Annotated in this window: 16 protein-coding genes; 6 read left to right on the top strand and 10 right to left on the bottom strand. The window is 67.3% G+C overall.

Annotated features, from left to right (window positions below):
* Positions 1 to 7: 7 nt before the first annotated feature.
* Complete coding sequence (locus GV044_RS07105; RefSeq protein ID WP_159867354.1) at positions 8 to 1,087, top strand: PA0069 family radical SAM protein; 1,080 nt, start codon at positions 8 to 10, stop codon at positions 1,085 to 1,087.
* 70 nt (positions 1,088 to 1,157) lie between these two features.
* Entirely contained in the window at positions 1,158 to 1,442 is a 285-nt protein-coding gene (locus GV044_RS07110; RefSeq protein ID WP_159867357.1) for a hypothetical protein, read from the top strand.
* A 124-nt stretch (positions 1,443 to 1,566) separates the two neighbouring features.
* On the opposite strand, the gene GV044_RS07115 is transcribed toward GV044_RS07110, so the two are convergent.
* The 6 genes from GV044_RS07115 to plsY form a co-directional block, all read right to left on the bottom strand.
* Entirely contained in the window at positions 1,567 to 3,006 is a 1,440-nt protein-coding gene (locus GV044_RS07115) for an MFS transporter (RefSeq protein ID WP_159867360.1), read from the bottom strand.
* A gap of 160 nt (positions 3,007 to 3,166) precedes the next feature.
* Positions 3,167 to 3,346, bottom strand: a complete 180-nt coding sequence (locus GV044_RS07120) for a hypothetical protein (RefSeq protein WP_159867363.1) — start codon at positions 3,344 to 3,346, stop codon at positions 3,167 to 3,169.
* Positions 3,343 to 5,916 (bottom strand): type I DNA topoisomerase, encoded by a 2,574-nt coding sequence (gene topA, locus GV044_RS07125; RefSeq protein WP_159867366.1) that lies wholly within the window; start codon positions 5,914 to 5,916, stop codon positions 3,343 to 3,345. Before topA ends, GV044_RS07120 begins: the two co-directional genes overlap by 4 nt.
* 88 nt (positions 5,917 to 6,004) lie before the next feature.
* Positions 6,005 to 6,667, bottom strand: coding sequence for a hypothetical protein (locus GV044_RS07130; protein ID WP_159867369.1), 663 nt, complete (start codon positions 6,665 to 6,667; stop codon positions 6,005 to 6,007).
* Positions 6,668 to 6,709: 42 nt separating this feature from the next.
* Complete coding sequence (gene dprA, locus GV044_RS07135; RefSeq protein WP_159867372.1) at positions 6,710 to 7,819, bottom strand: DNA-processing protein DprA; 1,110 nt, start codon at positions 7,817 to 7,819, stop codon at positions 6,710 to 6,712.
* Positions 7,816 to 8,400: a glycerol-3-phosphate 1-O-acyltransferase PlsY gene (gene plsY, locus GV044_RS07140; protein WP_159867374.1), complete on the bottom strand. Its 585-nt coding sequence runs from the start codon at positions 8,398 to 8,400 to the stop codon at positions 7,816 to 7,818. The genes dprA and plsY overlap by 4 nt, the downstream gene beginning before the upstream one ends.
* Before the next feature lie 106 nt (positions 8,401 to 8,506).
* Between plsY and murI the strand changes: the two genes are divergently transcribed.
* From murI to hemA, 3 genes are all read left to right on the top strand, one after another.
* Positions 8,507 to 9,313: a glutamate racemase gene (gene murI, locus GV044_RS07145; protein WP_159867380.1), complete on the top strand. Its 807-nt coding sequence runs from the start codon at positions 8,507 to 8,509 to the stop codon at positions 9,311 to 9,313.
* The gene (locus GV044_RS07150) at positions 9,310 to 10,161 is read left to right on the top strand and encodes a hypothetical protein (RefSeq protein ID WP_159867385.1); all 852 of its coding nucleotides are present in this window, start codon (positions 9,310 to 9,312) and stop codon (positions 10,159 to 10,161) included. The genes murI and GV044_RS07150 overlap by 4 nt, the downstream gene beginning before the upstream one ends.
* 110 nt (positions 10,162 to 10,271) lie before the next feature.
* Positions 10,272 to 11,486, top strand: coding sequence for a 5-aminolevulinate synthase (hemA, locus tag GV044_RS07155; protein ID WP_159867390.1), 1,215 nt, complete (start codon positions 10,272 to 10,274; stop codon positions 11,484 to 11,486).
* Positions 11,487 to 11,668: 182 nt separating this feature from the next.
* On the opposite strand, the gene GV044_RS07160 is transcribed toward hemA, so the two are convergent.
* On the bottom strand, positions 11,669 to 13,186 hold the full coding sequence (locus tag GV044_RS07160; RefSeq protein WP_159867394.1) for a hypothetical protein: 1,518 nt from the start codon (positions 13,184 to 13,186) through the stop codon (positions 11,669 to 11,671).
* A gap of 74 nt (positions 13,187 to 13,260) precedes the next feature.
* On the opposite strand from GV044_RS07160, the gene GV044_RS07165 reads away from it, so the two are divergent.
* Positions 13,261 to 13,467, top strand: coding sequence for a hypothetical protein (locus GV044_RS07165; protein ID WP_159867397.1), 207 nt, complete (start codon positions 13,261 to 13,263; stop codon positions 13,465 to 13,467).
* A 7-nt stretch (positions 13,468 to 13,474) separates the two neighbouring features.
* On the opposite strand, the gene GV044_RS07170 is transcribed toward GV044_RS07165, so the two are convergent.
* From GV044_RS07170 to GV044_RS07180, 3 genes are read right to left on the bottom strand one after another with little or no spacing between them, the layout of a single operon-like run.
* A complete protein-coding gene (locus GV044_RS07170) occupies positions 13,475 to 14,896 on the bottom strand; it encodes a sensor histidine kinase KdpD (RefSeq protein ID WP_159867400.1) in 1,422 nt (473 codons plus the stop codon).
* Positions 14,859 to 15,758 (bottom strand): hypothetical protein, encoded by a 900-nt coding sequence (locus GV044_RS07175; protein WP_159867403.1) that lies wholly within the window; start codon positions 15,756 to 15,758, stop codon positions 14,859 to 14,861. The genes GV044_RS07170 and GV044_RS07175 overlap by 38 nt, the downstream gene beginning before the upstream one ends.
* A gap of 35 nt (positions 15,759 to 15,793) precedes the next feature.
* A complete protein-coding gene (locus tag GV044_RS07180) occupies positions 15,794 to 16,984 on the bottom strand; it encodes a hypothetical protein (RefSeq protein WP_159867406.1) in 1,191 nt (396 codons plus the stop codon).
* Between the last annotated feature and the right edge of the window lie 127 nt (positions 16,985 to 17,111).

Raw genomic sequence — 17,111 nt, forward strand, 5'->3', positions numbered from 1 at the left:
TCCGCACATGGCGGATCGAGCGCATGCACATGGCCGCGGAGCCCAGTCGTCCAGCGTCTCGGCGCGCTTCAATCTTGCCGCGCGAGAGGAGGACGGCGACTGGCAGGATGTGCATGAGTTTGTCGATGGTCCTGTGGACAGGCTGCGGACAACCGTCACAGAGGAGCACCCCAAGGCGATCCTCACCTTCAACAGCTCGCCAGACGTGCCGTTCGACCGTTCGATCAACGCGTATCGCGGCTGTGAGCATGGCTGCATCTACTGCTTCGCGCGGCCGAGCCATGCCTATCACGATCTCTCGCCGGGTCTCGATTTCGAGACCAAGCTCTTCGCCAAGCCGGACGCCGCCCGCCTCCTGCGCGAGACGCTTGCCAAGCCGAGCTACCGCCCGGCCCCCATCGCCATGGGCACCAACACAGATCCCTACCAGCCGATCGAGGCACGCTATCGAATAACCCGGCAGGTCTTGGAGGTCTGCCTGGAGACGCGGCATCCAGTGACGATCACTACCAAGTCCGATCGCGTGCTGCAGGATCTCGACCTGATCACCGAACTGGCGCGTCACGGCCTGATTTGGGTCGGCATCTCGGTCACGAGCCTCGACCCAAAGCTCTCGCGCCTGCTGGAGCCGCGCGCCGCCTCGCCGGCCAAGCGGGTCGCGGCGCTCGGCGCCCTAGTAGCGGCAGGAGTGCCGTGCCATGTCTCGGTGGCGCCGGTCATCCCATCGATCACCGATCACCAGATCGAGCAGATCCTGGCCGAGGCAGCCGCCGCGGGTGTGCGTGCGGCAACCTGGATCATCGTGCGGCTCCCCAATGAGGTGGCGCCGCTGTTCCGCGAATGGCTGGAGACCCACTTTCCGGATCGTGCGGCCAAGGTCATGGCGACGATCCGCTCCATTCGCGGTGGTCGCGACAACGATCCGCGCTTTGGCAAACGGATGAAGCCCGAAGGCGTGTGGGCCGACCTGTTCCGCAGCCGCTTCGCCATCGCCATGCGCCGCCACGGCATGGCGCGACCCGATGTCCGGCTCGATTGCACGGCCTTTCGCAAGCCCTCGGCAGATGGCCAACTCTCGCTCCTGTAACCGTGTGTTGCGCAACCCAAACGTTCGGCGCGCGTTCCAGCGCTTGATATGCATCAAGAGGAGGACTGAGATGGTCGAGGAACGCATTACCACGGTCGAAGGCGGCGCCGCTCCGACGACGCACACCACCGTGATCCACGATGGCGAGCGTCGCAGCAGCGGCGGCACTGCGCTGTTAGCGATCGTGCTGCTGATCGCAGTAATCGCCGGCATCTACTTCTTCAGCCAGTCGAGCTCGAGCGAGGCGGCCAAAGACAATGCCGTTGCGCAAGCCGCCAGCAGCGTCGGCGACGCGGCCAGCAAGGTCGGTAACGCCGCCGAGAATGCTGCCGACAAGGTGACCGACGGCAAGTGACCGCAGCGCGGGGTGGGTCAGAGCACCCACCTCGTCTGTGTGAATGATACGATGGATTGGTGCCGCCTCGTTGGAGCTCGCTGAGCTTCGTGTGTTAAAGCGCACTCGTCGCTGTTTGTCGGCCTTACTGTTCCCCCACCACCTCGACCGCGGGGCACTTTTCAGCCCGACTGACCACGATGTGGCGGGCAAGAGAGCATGTCGCGGCGACGACCGCGAACCCGACCGCCACCAGCATGGGCGTCGGCCCAAGCCCCGCACCTAGCGACAGCAGCACGCCGACTACGGCCGCGCCCAACGTCTGCCCGAACAGGCGCGAAGTGGCCAAAAGTCCTCCTGCAGCAGCCGCGCGGGCCACGGGTGCCCCGCCGATGATCATGCGCGCATTGGGCGAGAAGAACAGCCCGAACCCACAGGCGCAGACGACCAGACGCCAGGCGATGTCGAAACGTGTCGCCTCGTGCGGCAAGAAGCCGATCAGACAAAGGCCGACGATCGCCACCGCCATGCCGACGATGCCCAGCAGCGACGCGGAAACGCGGTCGGACAACCAGCCCGCCAGCGGCGCAATGATCAACATCGTCAACGGAAACGGAAGAAGCAGCAGTCCGGCTTGCTCGGGCGCGTAGCCCAAGCCCTGTTGGAACCGGAACGGCAGCGCGACGATGAGCCCCGCAGATGATAGAAAGCCGGTAATCGCTGCCAGCGAGGACAGGCCGATCCCGGGCTTGGCGAGCAGGTCAACCGGAAACACGGGTCGCTCCCGGGTCCGCTCACGCCGCACCAGCAGCCCTGCGGATAGCGCGCCCAGGCCGACGACCACCAGCCCGAGCGCCACACGGCCACCATGCGCCGCAAGTTCGACACCGCCGATCAGCAGCGCCAGGCTTCCTGCACTCCATAGCCCAGAGCGCCAGTCGAAGGGTCGGTCACTGCCGGCCGGGCTAGGCAGAAAACGCCCAAGCATCAACGAAACCAGCGCGAAGGGCACAGCGGCGACGAAGATCAGCCGCCAATCGCCTTGCGCGACGATGAAGCCACCCAGCGCCGGCGCCAGAGCGTTCGCCGAAGAGACGATCACGCTGTTCACACCCAGCCCGCCGCCCAGGCTCCGGCGCGGATAGATCTGCCGGATCATCGCTGAGGACACCGACATCGCCATGCCTGCGCCGAGGGCCTGCAGCGCGCGGATCGCCAGCAGCGAGGCGAGAGAGTGCACGAAGAATGCGAGCCCGGAGGCGACCAGGAAAACGACTTGCCCGGTCTGGTAGACGCGGCGCAGCCCCCAACGGTCGCCGAGATTGGCAAAGGGCAGCAGCGCCATCACCATGACCAGTTGGTAGACGGTGACGACGTTGACCACGACACCGGCATCGATCCGCAGATCGCGGCCGATCGTTGGCAGGGCGACGTTGGCTATGGTGCCGTCCAGTACGAACAGCCCCGTGCCAAAGCAGATCGCCACGATGGCCCAGATCCGGCGGGGGAGCGGCAGGCCATCGGCGGGCGGATGGGTTGCGGCAGGCGTGGCTGCGAACTGGATGTCGTCGTGTGACCGGAGCATGGGGGTGGAACGCTTCAAATACCGGTTAGTCGGCGACGGCTGTCGCGAATGCCGGACCGGAGGCTGGGGTGCTTCGACAAGCTCAGCACTGGCGGTACTCGAGTGAGCCTCCAGCTGCTGACTGGAGAATGCTTACGGGAGGATCATCATCGGCCTAGCGTCAACGCAGCTTGCCGATGGTCATCCCGTGCTGCTTGGCCGCGTCCTTGGTGGACTCCTCGGTGCGATTGAGCGCCTTGGCGATCTCCTTCAGCCCTTTGCCCTTGTCGGCGAGGGTGCGCAGCTTCTGGAGTTCCTCGGGCTTCCAGGGCTGCTTATGCTTGGCGACCTTGTCGCTCATTCGGCCGCCTCCGCAGTCTTCTTCTTGGCCGGCGCCTTCTTGGCAGCAGGCTTCTTGGCCGGAGCTTTCTTCGCTGCGGCCTTCTTTGGCGCTGCCTTCTTCTTGCCCTTAGGCGGGCCCTTGGCCGCCTTCTCGTCGATGAGAACGATGGCGGCTTCGGCGGTCAGCTCCTCGGGCTTGGCGTCGCGTGGCAAGGTGGCATTGGTTGTGCCATCGGTCACGTAGGGGCCATAGCGCCCTGCCATCACCTTCATCTCGCCGCCGGAAGTCGGGTGTGCGCCGAGCACCTTGAGCGGCTCGGCTGCGGTGCGGGCGCCGCGTCCACCCTTGTTCGCCGCCGCTTCCGCCAGCAGCGAGACGGCGGCGTTCATGCCCGTCTCGAACACCTCGGCCGTGGTCCGCAGACGCGCGTACTTGCCGTCGTGCACGAGGTAAGGGCCATAACGCCCGATGCTGGCCTTGATCTCCTCACCCGTTTCCGGGTGCATGCCGACGGTGCGCGGCAGGCTCAGCAGCTTAATCCCCCAATCCAGCGTCAGCTCGTCGATGTCCTTGGGGATCGACGCGCGCTTTGCTTCCTTGCCTTCGCCCAGCTGGATGTAGGGCCCGAAACGCCCTGCGCGCCGGACAATCTCCAGCCCGCTCTCGGGATCGACGCCCAGCGGCTCGTCCTCGGCCACTTCGCCATTGCCGCCCGGCTGCGCGAACTTGCGGGTGTACTTGCACTCCGGATAGTTCGAGCAGGCGACGAACGCGCCGAATTTGCCGCCACGCAGCGCCAGTCGGCCCTGCTGGCACTTGGGGCACAGACGCGGGTCGGTGCCGTCGTCCTTGGGCGGGAACAGGTAATCGCCCAGGAACTCGTCCAACCCTTCCATGACCTCGGACGGCTTGCGATCCATGACCTCATCGGACTTGGGCTTGAAGTCGCGCCAGAACGCGGCGAGCACGTCCTTCCACTCGGCCCGGCCGCCCGAGACGTCGTCGAGTTCATCCTCCATGCCAGCGGTGAACTGGTAGGCGACGTACCGGTCGAAGAAGCGCTCGAGGAACGAGGTCAGCAGGCGCCCGCTTTCTTCGGCGAAGAAGCGGTTCTTCTCGGTGCGGACGTAGTTGCGGTCTTTCAGTACCTGCAGCGTCGCGGCGTAAGTCGAAGGCCGCCCAATGCCGAGCTCCTCCAGCCGCTTGACGAGGCTCGCCTCGGAATAGCGCGGCGGCGGCTGGGTGAAGTGCTGCTCGGCGCTGACGTCCTTCTTGGCCGGCATGTCACCGGCTTTCATCGCCGGCAGCAGGCCGCTTTCCTCATCATCATCAGCCTTCTGGTCGCGGCCTTCCTCGTAGACCGCCAGGAAGCCGGGGAACTTCACGACCTGGCCGGTGGCGCGCAGCTCGTTGCGGCCGGTGCCGTCGCGTAGGGTGACGGTGGTGCGCTCCAGCTGCGCCGAGGCCATCTGGCTCGCCATCGCGCGCTTGAACACCAGATCGTAGAGCCGCGCCTCGTCGCCCGAACCGAAGCGCTCGCGGGTGAACTCAGTCGGGCGGATCGCCTCGTGCGCTTCCTGCGCGTTCTTGGCTTTGGTTTCGTAGTGGCGCGGCTTCTCGGGGAGGTAGTGGCCGGAGAACTTGTCCGAGATCGCGGCGCGCGCTTCGGAGATCGCTGAGGGGTCCATCTGCACGCCGTCCGTCCGCATGTAGGTGATCGCGCCCGCCTCGTAGAGCGTCTGCGCCACGCGCATGGTGTGGCTGGCCGAGAAGCCGAGCTTGCGCGCCGCCTCCTGCTGCAGCGTCGAGGTGGTGAACGGAGGCTGCGGATTGCGGCGGTGCGGCTTGGTCTCGACGCCTTCGACCTTGAACGCGCCGCTCTCCACCGCCGCCTTGGCGCGCATGGCGGTGCCTTCGTCGCTGAGGCTCAGGCGATCGAGCTTCTGGCCGTCGAACGTCACCAGCTTGGCGGTGAAGTCGGTGCCGTCATGCGCCATCAGCGCGGCGACCGACCAGTACTCCTGCGGTTTAAACGCCTCGATCTCACGCTCGCGATCGACGATTAGACGCAGCGCCACCGACTGCACGCGGCCTGCCGACTTGGCGCCCGGCAGCTTGCGCCACAGCACCGGCGAGAGCGTGAAGCCGAACAGGTAATCAAGCGCGCGGCGCGCCAAGTACGCGTCGATCAGATCCTGGTCCAGCTCGCGGGGCTGGGTCATCGCCTTGGTCACCGTATCCTTGGTGATGGCGTTGAAGGTGACCCGCTGCACGTCCTTGGGCAGCGCCTTGCGCTTGGCGAGCAGCTCACGCACGTGCCACGAGATCGCCTCGCCCTCACGATCGGGGTCGGTGGCGAGGATCAGGCGATCGGCTTGCTTGGCAAGATCGGTGATCGCCTTCACCTGCTTCTGCTTGTCGCCATAGAGCTCCCAATCCATGGCGAAGCTCTCGTCCGGGCGCACTGAGCCGTCCTTGGGCGGCAGGTCGCGGACGTGTCCGTAGGAGGCCAGGACGCGGTAGTCCTTGCCCAGATACTTCTCGATGGTCTTGGCCTTGGCCGGCGATTCTACGATGACGAGTTGCATTGTGATCCTGGAAAAGCGCCTCTACGCGTGCGCGCATACATACACGTACAAGGTGGGTCCGCTCGGCGCCGGCCGTCAAGAGGGTGCTTCAGGCGAAGATGCCCTGCAGCGACTCACCCTCGCCGATCACCTTTTCGAAGATCGCGACACTCAAGTACGCGGTTCCGACCGTTCCGATGTTGGCCAAAAGGTTCAGCATGATGACGAACGGCGGCGACTTGTCGATTGCATCGACTGATCCGCCTAGCAGCACGGGAGCAAGTGCGGCCACGATCGTGAATGTGGCGAAAATCGCGACGTACGCGCCGAAAGTAACGACAAGGATGAGTACGATCGTCCACGCACAATCGCGCGTTGCCTGCCAACTGGCGCGCAGCGCCTCGATGGACTTCGAGCCTTGCGTGATCACGAAAGCAGATGCCACTGACCACCGCGCCATCAGGAAAAGTCCCGGTACTACCAGGAACAGGAAGCCGACGATGATGGCGATGCCCGAAAGAAGTCCGACTCCGAAGTAGCTACGAAAGCTGCCTTCCCGGTCGATGAACCCTTTCTTCTTCAGCAGCATCCGGAAAATCGCGTAGACGACGCCGATCGAGACGAAGCTGGTGAGCGAGGATATGCTGTCCTCGCCTGCCAGCAGCTCGACCGCACTGTCCAAGGCTGACATGCCTACTGCGCCGAGCACCATTCCGAGAGGATGCCTAAGCAAGAGCTCCCACGTCGCGGCGAGCACCGCGCCGATGCTCAAGGTATTCGCCGTCCTTTCGATCGCCCCCTCCTGCGCGCACGCTCAAGCCGAAAGGCTGACCCGCCCTCCTGCATGCCGGTGAAGCCTGCCTGCGATCTCCAGTTCAAGCAAGGCCAGCTGGACGGACGCTGAAGTCGCGCCCGACTGGCGGATCAGCTCGTCCACGCCGATCGGCGCCAGGGTGAGCAGACCGACCACTTCCGCAGACTCCGCCGGATCAGGTTCGTGCCACGGTGTAGTCGACGAGAACTCGCGAAAGCTGGAGCGCGCAGCACCATCGAAACCGGAGAGCAGTTCGACCACATCCTCGGGCCGCTGCACCAGGATCGCGCCATCGCGGATCAGCTGGTTGCAGCCGTGTGAGCGCGAATCGAGCGGGGAGCCGGGGATCGCCATGATCTCGCGCCCGAACTCCCCGGCGAGGCGTGCGGTGATTAGCGAGCCGGACTTGGGGGCCGCCTCGACCACCAGCGTGCCGGCGGCAAGGCCGGCGATGATGCGGTTGCGGGTTGGGAAGTGGCGCGCGAGCGGCTCGGTGCGCGGCGGTTGCTCGGCGAGCAGTACGCCCTCGTTGGCGATACGCTCCTGCAGTTCGGCATGTTCGGGCGGATAGGCGATGTCGATGCCGCTCGCGATCACGCCGACGGTCCGGCCCTCGCCCGCCGCCAGCGCACCGGTATGCGCGGCGCCATCGATACCGCGAGCAAGACCCGAAACGACGGTAAAGCCGGCCTCGGCCAGGCCATGCGAGAAATCGCGCGCCAGCTTCACCGCGGCGCCCGAGGCATTGCGTGCGCCAACCACGGCGACGCAAGGGGCGTGCAAGTGGCTGGGATCGCCGCGCATGGTCAGGATCGGCGGCGCGCCTTCGGCCTCGGCAAGGAGCGGCGGGTAATCCGGCGAGTCGTCAAACAGATAGCGCGCGCCCGCCTTGCGAACGGCAGCGACCTCGGCAGCGACACGTCCCTCGGCGGCGGGAGTGTAGGCCTTGCCAGAGCGGCCGACCATGTCCGGCAACGCGTCCAACGCCGCGCTCGCCGTGCCGAAGCGGGCGAGCAGCTGCCGGTAGCTTACCGGGCCGATGTTGGGCGATCTCAGCAGGCGGATGCGGGCAAGCGCCTCGTCCTGCGTCAGCGCCGACCCCGCGCTCACGGCTTGGCCGCGCCGATCCGCGGCTCGGTGCCGCTACGCAGCCGCGCGATGTTGGCGCGATGCATCCAGACCACCAGCACGGCGAGCACCACCAGGGCGGGCACATACGCCTGGTAACCGAGCAGCAGTGCCGCGATCGGCGCTCCGACAGCTGCGGTCATCCCACCCAGTGAAGAGATCCGCGCAAGCGCCAGCACGCCAAGCCAGAGCACCGCGTAAGCCAGGCCGATCGGCCAGGCCAAGCCGAAGCACACACCCGCGAGCGTCGCGACGCCCTTGCCGCCGCGGAAGCGCAGCCACACCGGAAAGCAATGGCCCACCACCGCACCAACAGCGGCAAACGGCTCGCTCCCCGGCCAGATCGCACGCGCGATCAGCACCGCCGCGAGGCCTTTCGTCAGGTCGAGCAGCAGCGTCGTCGCCGCCAGTCCTTTGCGGCCGGTGCGCAGCACATTGGTCGCACCAATGTTGCCCGAGCCGATCGAACGCAAGTCGCCCGCGCCGGTCAACCTCGTGAGCAGCAGCCCGAACGGCACGGACCCGAGCAGATAGCCCAGGATGGCAGCAAGAATCTCGCTCATCGCCGCGTCTTAACCGCTCCCCAGGCGATTGGCGACGCCCTGTTGCCCTCTGCCGCGCAGCCTCGCTAACAGACGCAGCGACTTCCGCCCGAAAGGACCTTGCGTTTTGGACCGTACTCAAGACCCGGTGGCGCCGGTCCTGCTGTTCGACTCGGGCGTGGGCGGGCTCACTGTCTTGGCCGAGCTGCGGCGGGTGCTGCCGCAAGCGCCGGTGGTCTACGTCGCCGATACCGCGGGCCTGCCCTATGGCACCAAGACCGAAGCGCAGATCGCCGCGCGCGTGGCCGGGCTACTGGGGCGCCTCACCGAGCGGTTAAAGCCGCGCCTGGTCTGCATCGCCTGCAACACCGCCTCGACCATCGCCTTGGGCATGGTGCGCGAGGTGCTGGAAGTGCCGATTGTCGGCACCGTGCCCGCCATCAAGCCCGCTGCCGCGCTCACCCACAGCGGCGTCATCGGCCTGCTCGGCACGCAAGCGACGATCCGTCAGGCCTATGTCGACCGGCTGGAACACGAGTTCGCTGCGGGCAAGCACCTGCTGCGCCATGGTGCGCCCGATCTCGTGGACGCCGCCGAGGCCAAGCTGCGCGGCGAAACGCCCGATGCCGAGGCGATCGCATCCGCCGTGGACGCCTTACGCAGCATGCCAGGCGGTGCGGACATCGACACGGTGGTCCTCGCCTGCACGCACTTCCCGCTGCTGGAGGACGAACTTGCCGCCGCGTTCGGGCCTGGAGTCGGCTTCGTTCACGGCGCGGAAGGCATCGCTCGCCAGATCGCGCGGCTGCTCGAAGGTCAGGAATTCGTTCGCAAACTTGCCGACTTCGCGCTAACCACACGGCCGGGCGCATCCTGGGACGCGTATGCACAAGCACTCGCGGGCTACGGGCTGGAGGGGGTCGGGGCTGTTTGACGCGCAAGCTGAATGTCGTCCTTCTCATCCTGCTGCTGGTCATCGGAGCGCCCTTCACCTGGCTGCTTCTGAACGCGTCCACACGCGGCACGCAGGCCAAGCCGGTCACCATCGCCCAGCTGCGGCAACTCGCCGAATCCATGCCCGGCCCGGCACCCACCCAGGTGCGCTACGAGGCCGTCGGCGATCGCCATGTGATGAGCGATCTGCTCGCTGCCGGCTCGGGCCTGCGACCGGTCCCCTTCATGATCCGCGCGTACGAACTGGTCGGCGCTGACGGTACGCTGGCGACGATTGATCGCGGCCTGAACCGCGAACTGGCGGAACGGCGCCGGCTCTCGCACTATGATCCGATGGCGCAACGCATGGTCGAGCGAGCGCTCGCTGCAGCACCAGTGCAGCTTTCGCTGGGGACCGACGCGCATCACAGCGGCATGGCCGCCGCGGCGCCGCAGTTAGGCTCCGGGCTTGCAGGTCCGGCCGAGCGCTCGCCCGCCCAGCCCTATCCCGTGGCGCATGGCATCGTGGTCATCCCGGTCAGCAGCATCGCGCCGGGTCAGCGGATGGTCTACGCGCGCCTCGGCAATGGCCGCGAGGTGCTGTTCACGGGCGATGTCGCACCGATCAATGCCGCCTGGGAGGACGAGCGCCCGCCCGCGCGGATCGTCACCGGGCTGTTCGTCGACCATGATCGCGAGGAAATCGGCAGCTGGCTGCGCACGATCAGCGCACTGCGCGGCGCCGCCCCGGGCCTCCACATCGTCACCGGGCACGACCAGCAAGTGCCCCGGCTGCTTGTGCAGGGGTTCATCGAGCGGCCCGCTCAGCGCCGTCGCCGCCGCCGATAAGCGACTGGCAATGCAGGCGGCGATGCGGTAAGGCGCCGCCGACGCCCCCGGTCCCAAGCCGCCGGCTTCCAGTGACGATTGTGCGGCAACCCGCGGAGCGGATCGATTTCGTGAACTACGACCAGATTTTCGACCAGGCGATCGAGCGGCTCCATTCGGAGGGACGCTACCGGGTGTTCATCGACATCCTGCGCAACAAGGGCGCCTTCCCCAACGCGCGCTGCTTTGCCGGTCACAACGGGCCCAAGCCGATAACGGTGTGGTGTTCGAACGACTATCTCGCGATGGGCCAGCACCCGAAGGTCGTCGCCGCCATGGAAGAGGCGCTGCACGATGTCGGCGCTGGCTCGGGCGGCACCCGCAACATCGGCGGCAACACGCACTACCACATCGAGCTCGAGCATGAGCTGGCCGATCTTCACGGCAAGGAAGGCGCGCTGCTTTTCACCAGCGGCTACGTCTCCAACGACGCCACGCTCTCGACGCTCGCCAAGCTGCTGCCCGGCTGCGTTATCTTCTCCGATGCGCTGAACCACGCCAGCATGATCGCCGGCATCCGCAACTCTGGCTGCGAGAAGAAGGTCTGGCGCCACAACGACCTCGAGCACCTGGAAGCGCTGCTGGCCGAGACCGACCCGTCGGTGCCCAAGCTGATCGCGTTCGAGAGCGTTTACTCGATGGACGGCGACGTCGCCCCGATCCACGCGATCTGCGACCTGGCCGACAAGTACAACGCCATCACCTACATCGACGAAGTCCACGCGGTCGGCATGTATGGCAAGCGCGGCGGTGGCATCTCCGAGCGCGACGAGGCCGCGGACCGCATCCACATCATCGAGGGCACGCTGGGCAAGGCGTTCGGCGTGATGGGGGGCTACATCGCCGCCGACCAGCGCATCATCGACTGCATTCGCTCGTACGCGCCGGGCTTCATCTTCACGACCTCGCTCTCGCCGGTGCTGGTCGCGGGCGTGCTCGCCTCGGTCAAGCATCTAAAGGCGTCGAGCGAAGAGCGTGATGGGCAGCAGCATGCCGCCGCCACGCTCAAGGCGATGTTCCGCGAGGCCGGACTGCCGGTGATGGATTCGGTCACGCACATCGTGCCGCTGATGGTCGGAGACCCGGTCAAGGCCAAGAAGATCAGCGACATCCTGCTCGCCGAGTACGGCGCCTACGTGCAGCCGATCAACTTCCCGACGGTGCCGCGCGGCACCGAGCGCCTGCGCTTCACCCCCGGCCCAGCGCACACCGAAGCGATGATGCGCGATCTGACGCAGGCTTTGGTGGAGATCTGGGATCGCCTGGAGATGCGTCAGGCGGCTTAGGACACTGGTCCGGTTGTAAACGTCGCTAAGCCGTCACCTCGCTGGTAGGCTTCGACAAGCTCAGCGTAGGCGGTGTCTTGGTAAGCCGAGTTGCGAAAAAGCAGCGCAGGATTGACGCGTACCGGCTCGGCTGAACATCGCTTGGGCTGAGCTTGTCGAGGCCCGCCAGCCGGCGCCGCGGTTTACCGATTAGAGCTCCGCACCAACATCGTCTCAGCCGGCAGCCGGTGCGCCACGCCAAACCCAGTCGGCAGCGGCACTTCGCCCGATGGCACGCCCGAAACCCAGATCGCGTCGAACCCATCTGCGCGCATCTTGACCAGCGTGTCCCGCAGCGCCGCCATGTCGATGCGACCGTCGGGACAGGTGCGCTTCACACGCTGCGAGTCGCTGCTCCAGCGCTCCTGCAAGTGCGGATCGCGGATCGTCACCAGTCGCGCGTTGTCGACCATGAACAGCGTGTTGGTGAAAGCCTCGCGGCGCACGACCGCATAGCTCGCGAGCTTCTCGTCGGGAGTGAGTGTCCACCCGTCGCAGTCGGGACGCACGTAGATGTAGCCCAGCCGGCCGCCGCGGGGCACTGCATTCAGCATGGTCAGGCGCTGCTCCAGTTCCGGGCTGCGGGCCGCCCAGACCCAAGTCACGCTCCCCAGCCTCACGGCGAAGAGGGCAAGGCCGACCAGGCACAGCAGCCGCTCGCGCCGGGCATCGCGCGCCGGCGTGATCGCCAGCACCAGGATCATCAGCGCGATCGGCGCGGTGCGCAGGTCGGTGCCCCAGGAATTCAGCAGGAACTCGGGCGCAGCCAGCGCGCCGGCGGCGAGCAGCAGGCCCGAGATCGCGAGACGAGGCTCTAACTGGCGGGGCCCTGCCCAGCGCAGCGCGAGCAACGAAGCTAGGCCGACCGCCGCCAGTAGCGCGAAGTCCAGCTTCATCCAGGTGCCGCGCAATGCTCCGGCAAACACCGCAACCTTGGTCCGCAGCAGATCCTCATAAACCCACGCGAAATCCGACCCGCTCGAGTGCGAGCGCCACAGCAGCAGCGGAATGAGCGGCACCAGCAATGGCCAGTTGCGCCGCATCGCCGGCCACAGGTCGCGGACCGATCGCAGGCCGGCGAGTTCGTTGCCTGCAGCGAGCAGCAGCAGCGTTGCCCAGCTCGCCATGTGAGCCGTCCAGACCACCAGCGCCGCAACGACGAGGCCGAGTTGGCCGGCGACCGTCTCGGGCTTGCGCGCGTAGAGCCACGCGGCGGTCAGAAGGGCCAGCCCGATGCCCAGACAGTAGTTGAGGAAGCCGTACATCCACGCCTGGTTGAGCACGAGCGGCAAGGCCAGGAACGCGCTGGCCGAGATGCGTCCATGCGCGGCGCGAGAGAGCGCGAACAGACCGGCGATCGTCAGCGGAGCGATCAGCGCGGTGACGAGCCGCGTCGCCAGTTCCGCGCCAAGCCAATGGCTCAGCAGCGTCACGGGAAGGTCCTCGCCAAGATTGGCGATCCATTGCCACTGCACGGCGAAGTACCGCGCCAAGGGTCCGCCAGAGGGTGCCACTGAAAGGATGTAGTGCCGCGCCAGGTGCGCGGGGGCGTCGGCAAGGCCGGGGATCGGCACGAAGAGCACCGGCACCAGCGCCAGCAGCGCCGCTGCAGCCGCCAGCCAGCCGAGTGGAAGTGAGCGCCCGGCGCTAACTTGCGGCACGACCGAGCCTTTCCTCGCCAACCCGTCGCCGCCGGTCTATGCTCTTCGCTCGGTCATGAACGAGAGGATTGCACATGCGCTTCGTGCGGATCGGCGCCTGCATCATCGCGGTGCTGGCGATTGCCCTGGGCCTGCTCTGGCTCGGCCAAGGAACCGGCGTGATCGCCTGGCCTGCCGACAGCTTCATGCTGTCCGACCGGACCTGGGCGCGCAATGGACTGCTGCTGGTCGCGGTAGGCGGGATCGTGCTGTGGCTGGCCAATCCCTGGAGCCGCCGCTGAGAGACGATCATTGCGGGTCGGCGGTGCCGTCCGCGGGCACTTCGAGGATGAAGCGCGCGCCCTGCCCCGGCTGGCTCTCCACGCGCAAGTCGCCGCCCATGGCCCGGGCGAGCCGGCGCGAGATGTAGAGGCCGAGGCCCGAGCCGCCGTCGCCGCTGCGGCCGAGCCGCTCGAACTTCTCGAACACGATCGCCTGATCGGCATCGCTCAGACCCGGGCCTTGATCGACGACCAGTACCCGCGCCTGTTCGCCCGCTTGTTCCACCCGCACCTCGATGCGCGAGTTCTCGGGCGAATAGCGGATGGCATTGCCGATCAGGTTGATCAGGATCTGCAGCACGCGCCGGAACTCGGCCACGGCGCGTACCGTGTCGCCCGCTGCTGCGACCACGATGCCCTTTTCGCGCGCGCGGACACCCAGGATGCCGGTGGCCTGGCGGGCGACTTCACCCAGGTCGATGTGGTCGGGCGCGGTGACGAACCCTTCGGACTCGACGACTTCGAGATCGCCCAGGTCCTCCACCAGGCCGAGCAACAGCCGCCCGGCATTGGCGATCTCCGCCGCATAGTTGGCGTAAGCGTCGGGCAGAGGCCCGGCCAGCCGGCTGCGGATCGTCTCGGCATTGGCCACGATGCGCGCGATCGGCTGGCGCAGCACCGGCGCGAGGTCGTGGCCTACGAGGCCCTGACCGCCTGAAACAAAGACGCCCTCTCCCTCTGGCTCGACTTGCGGCGGAGGTTCGTCGGACACGAGCAGCAGCTCGAACCCGACCGGATCGTGACCGGGCCGGGACTGCGGCAGCAGTACGATGCGCCACGCGCGAGGCGAGCCTGCGACCTGCACCGGCGCGCCGTCCAGCAGGCGCCAGTGCAGCGCGCGCGCGCCATGGCTTTCGGGAGCAAGGAAGTCGGTGAACGGGCGGCCGACTCCGGCGCTCATGGCATCGGCCAAAGCCCGCAGCTCTGGACTGTCGCTGGCGACGAACAGGATCCGCTGCTCGGCGTCGAGCCGGGCGGACAGTTCGCTGACCTCGCGGTCCATCGCAGCCCGCCGTTCCATGACGCCCCGGGTCTCATCAGGCGCGAGCGGCGTGGACTGCCAGCTGCGCAGCACGATGTCGCAGCCATCCGCCTCGTCCTCGCCACGAGGGTCGACCTCCACCCAGGCCGTCACTGTCTCGGCGCCGTCCTGCGCGCTGATCGAGCGGGCGAGGCGCAAGCGATAGCGGCGTGCCTTGCGGACGAGTTCCAGCAGCTCGGGCACCGCGACCGTGCCCGGCAACTCGCCGCCGCAACTGCGCTGGAGGCTTGCAAGCGGCTCGTCCGCGTGGACCAGGCGGTCAGCCGCGTCGGTGGCGGCCCGCGCCAGGATCGGCTCCTGCACGTTCACCTCAGTTACCTGCGTCGGACAGGAGAGCGGCCGCTCCATCGCGACTCAGGCGAGCGAAAGCGTCAGGTGCGGCCATGTCGGGATAGAGCCGAAACAGCTGCTGCTCGGCTGCGGCGGCGCTCAGGCCGGCGGCGCGCAGCGACAAGGCGAAGCGCGTTGCCTGTCCCTCATGCAGGCACAGCGTCACGGCATCGCGCGCTTGACCGGAGCCCAGGGCCAGCGCGGTGAGGAAGAGGCCAAAGCCGGCATGATCCAGATCGAGCGCGGCGACGGCGGCATTACCCAGGCTCGTCACCAGCCTTGCTGCAAGTCCCAGACGGCTGGCGCCCTCTTCGTATGTGTCACGGATGCTTGCTTCGTGCGGAGCACCGTCCGGCGTCACAGAGCGGGTGGCGAGCAGCGCAGCTTGCAGCAGATCGCCCGGGAGTTCGCCGAGCGGCAATTGCATGCGCCGTTGCGCCTGACACCAACGCGCCTGCGCGGCGAGGACCTTCATCCCCGCATCCTTTGTCTCCGGATCGGGAGAGGCGAGCAGTGCCTGCAGCAGCGGCGGCACCACGGGATCGATCGCCGCGCTCTGCTCCAACCGCTCGGTCAGCTGCCATTCGAGCGCGAGTGCGTGGAGGTGGCCGAGCAAGGCCGGATCGCCGAGCAAGGTGCGGGCCAGCGGTGCGCTGCGATCCCGCGCGAAACCACCGAGCAGTTGTTGCGCCAAGTGCGACGCCATGCCGCGGATCCGGGCGAGAACCTCGTCCCCGAAGACCGTGGCACCTTCGCCGCCGAGCAGATGGCGCAGGATCGGTTGGACCGTGCCCGCCAAAGCATCGCCTCGCGCCAGTTTCGCGCGCAGGTTCTCCTCAAAGGATTCCCCATTCTCGATGCGCACGGCTGTCTCGAACATGCCCCCATGCTTAACGCCGGCTGGTTAAGGCCGGGTTAGTTGATCCGTCTTGGCGGCAGCACGATCGCCGCCAGCGTCAGCGCGACCGCGAGGATCCGCACCGTCACATCCAGATACCCCAACGCCGCCGCCACGCCCAGCACCAGGGCAAGCGCCGCGCGGTCGCAAGTCCAGGCCGCGAGGCCATCGTTGAGCAGCCGGGGCGCCAAGTGCAGCATCAGTACCAGCATCAGCGGCGCGAACAGCACGTTTCCGATCGGGATCGGCGCCAATCCGGTCGCATCGCCGGTCCCGAGCAGGCACACCGCGATGAGCGTCAGGTCCGTCACCCAGCCCAGCACGTCGGCTCGGGGGATTGCTGGCGCCATGACGCTGTAGGCCTGCCGCTCCGCACCGCGCAGCAGCTCGGTGGCACGCGCCAGCACCCATCCGATCGCCACCAGGACGAACGCCGGCACCACCAGTTGCAGGCAGCCAAGCGCGATCGCCAGGACGAGCGCCGCCAGCGCTGCCACGCTCGACGCGCCGCTCGCGTTCCCGCCGTGCAGCAGCGAGGAACCGAACGAGAGCACGCCCACGCGCGCCAGGCGGTCCGAAAGCGTCACCGCGTGGCTGCGGCCCAGGCGCAAGCGCAACCACTCGGTCTCGATCGCCAGCGCCTCGCCTTCGCTGCGCACCATGCGCCAGCCTGGGCCGGTGCGCGCGTCGGTAGGCACCTGGCGCATCTGCGCGCCGGACTGCAGCGCGATGCGCGTCAACGCAGAGGTCGCGTCGCAATCATGCGGCAGGTCATGCAGCCGCTCCACCAGCGCACCGGAAATGCGCATGACACCGGCGGCAGCGTTGTTGATGTCGAGCCGCTCGAACCCTTCCGCGACGGCGCCGTCGTCGGGCAGCGCGAGCACGACCGGTCGCGTGCCTTCGAGCAGCGGGGTCACTTGCGCGGGGTCGGCAAACAGCCCCTCGGTCACCACGATCAGCTCGTCGGCGGCAGTCACCAGCGCGGAGAGCTGCTGCGGACCGGCAACGATATGGAAGCGCAAGCCGGCGCTCTCGGCGCCGTGCTGCAGCGCGATCAGCTCGGGCGACGGGCCGCGTGCGAGGCAGATCAGGCGCTGGCAATCGAGCGCGAGCGCCAGCCCCAACTGATGCTGCGCCAGGCTTGCACCGGCGATGCGCAGGAACGCGCGCGGGAACGGCTGGCCGGATCCCGCGGGTTCGAGCATGGAAAGCAAGGCAATGCGCAGCGTGCTCCCCTTTCGCGCGCCGACGCCAGCGGCGTCACTAAGGACGAACTCTAGGCGCTGGCCGGCATGGTGCCAAGCGCCAGCATGGAACCCGACCTGTGGAAAT

The sequence above is a fragment of the Novosphingobium sp. 9U genome (assembly GCF_902506425.1).
Lineage (GTDB): Bacteria > Pseudomonadota > Alphaproteobacteria > Sphingomonadales > Sphingomonadaceae > Novosphingobium.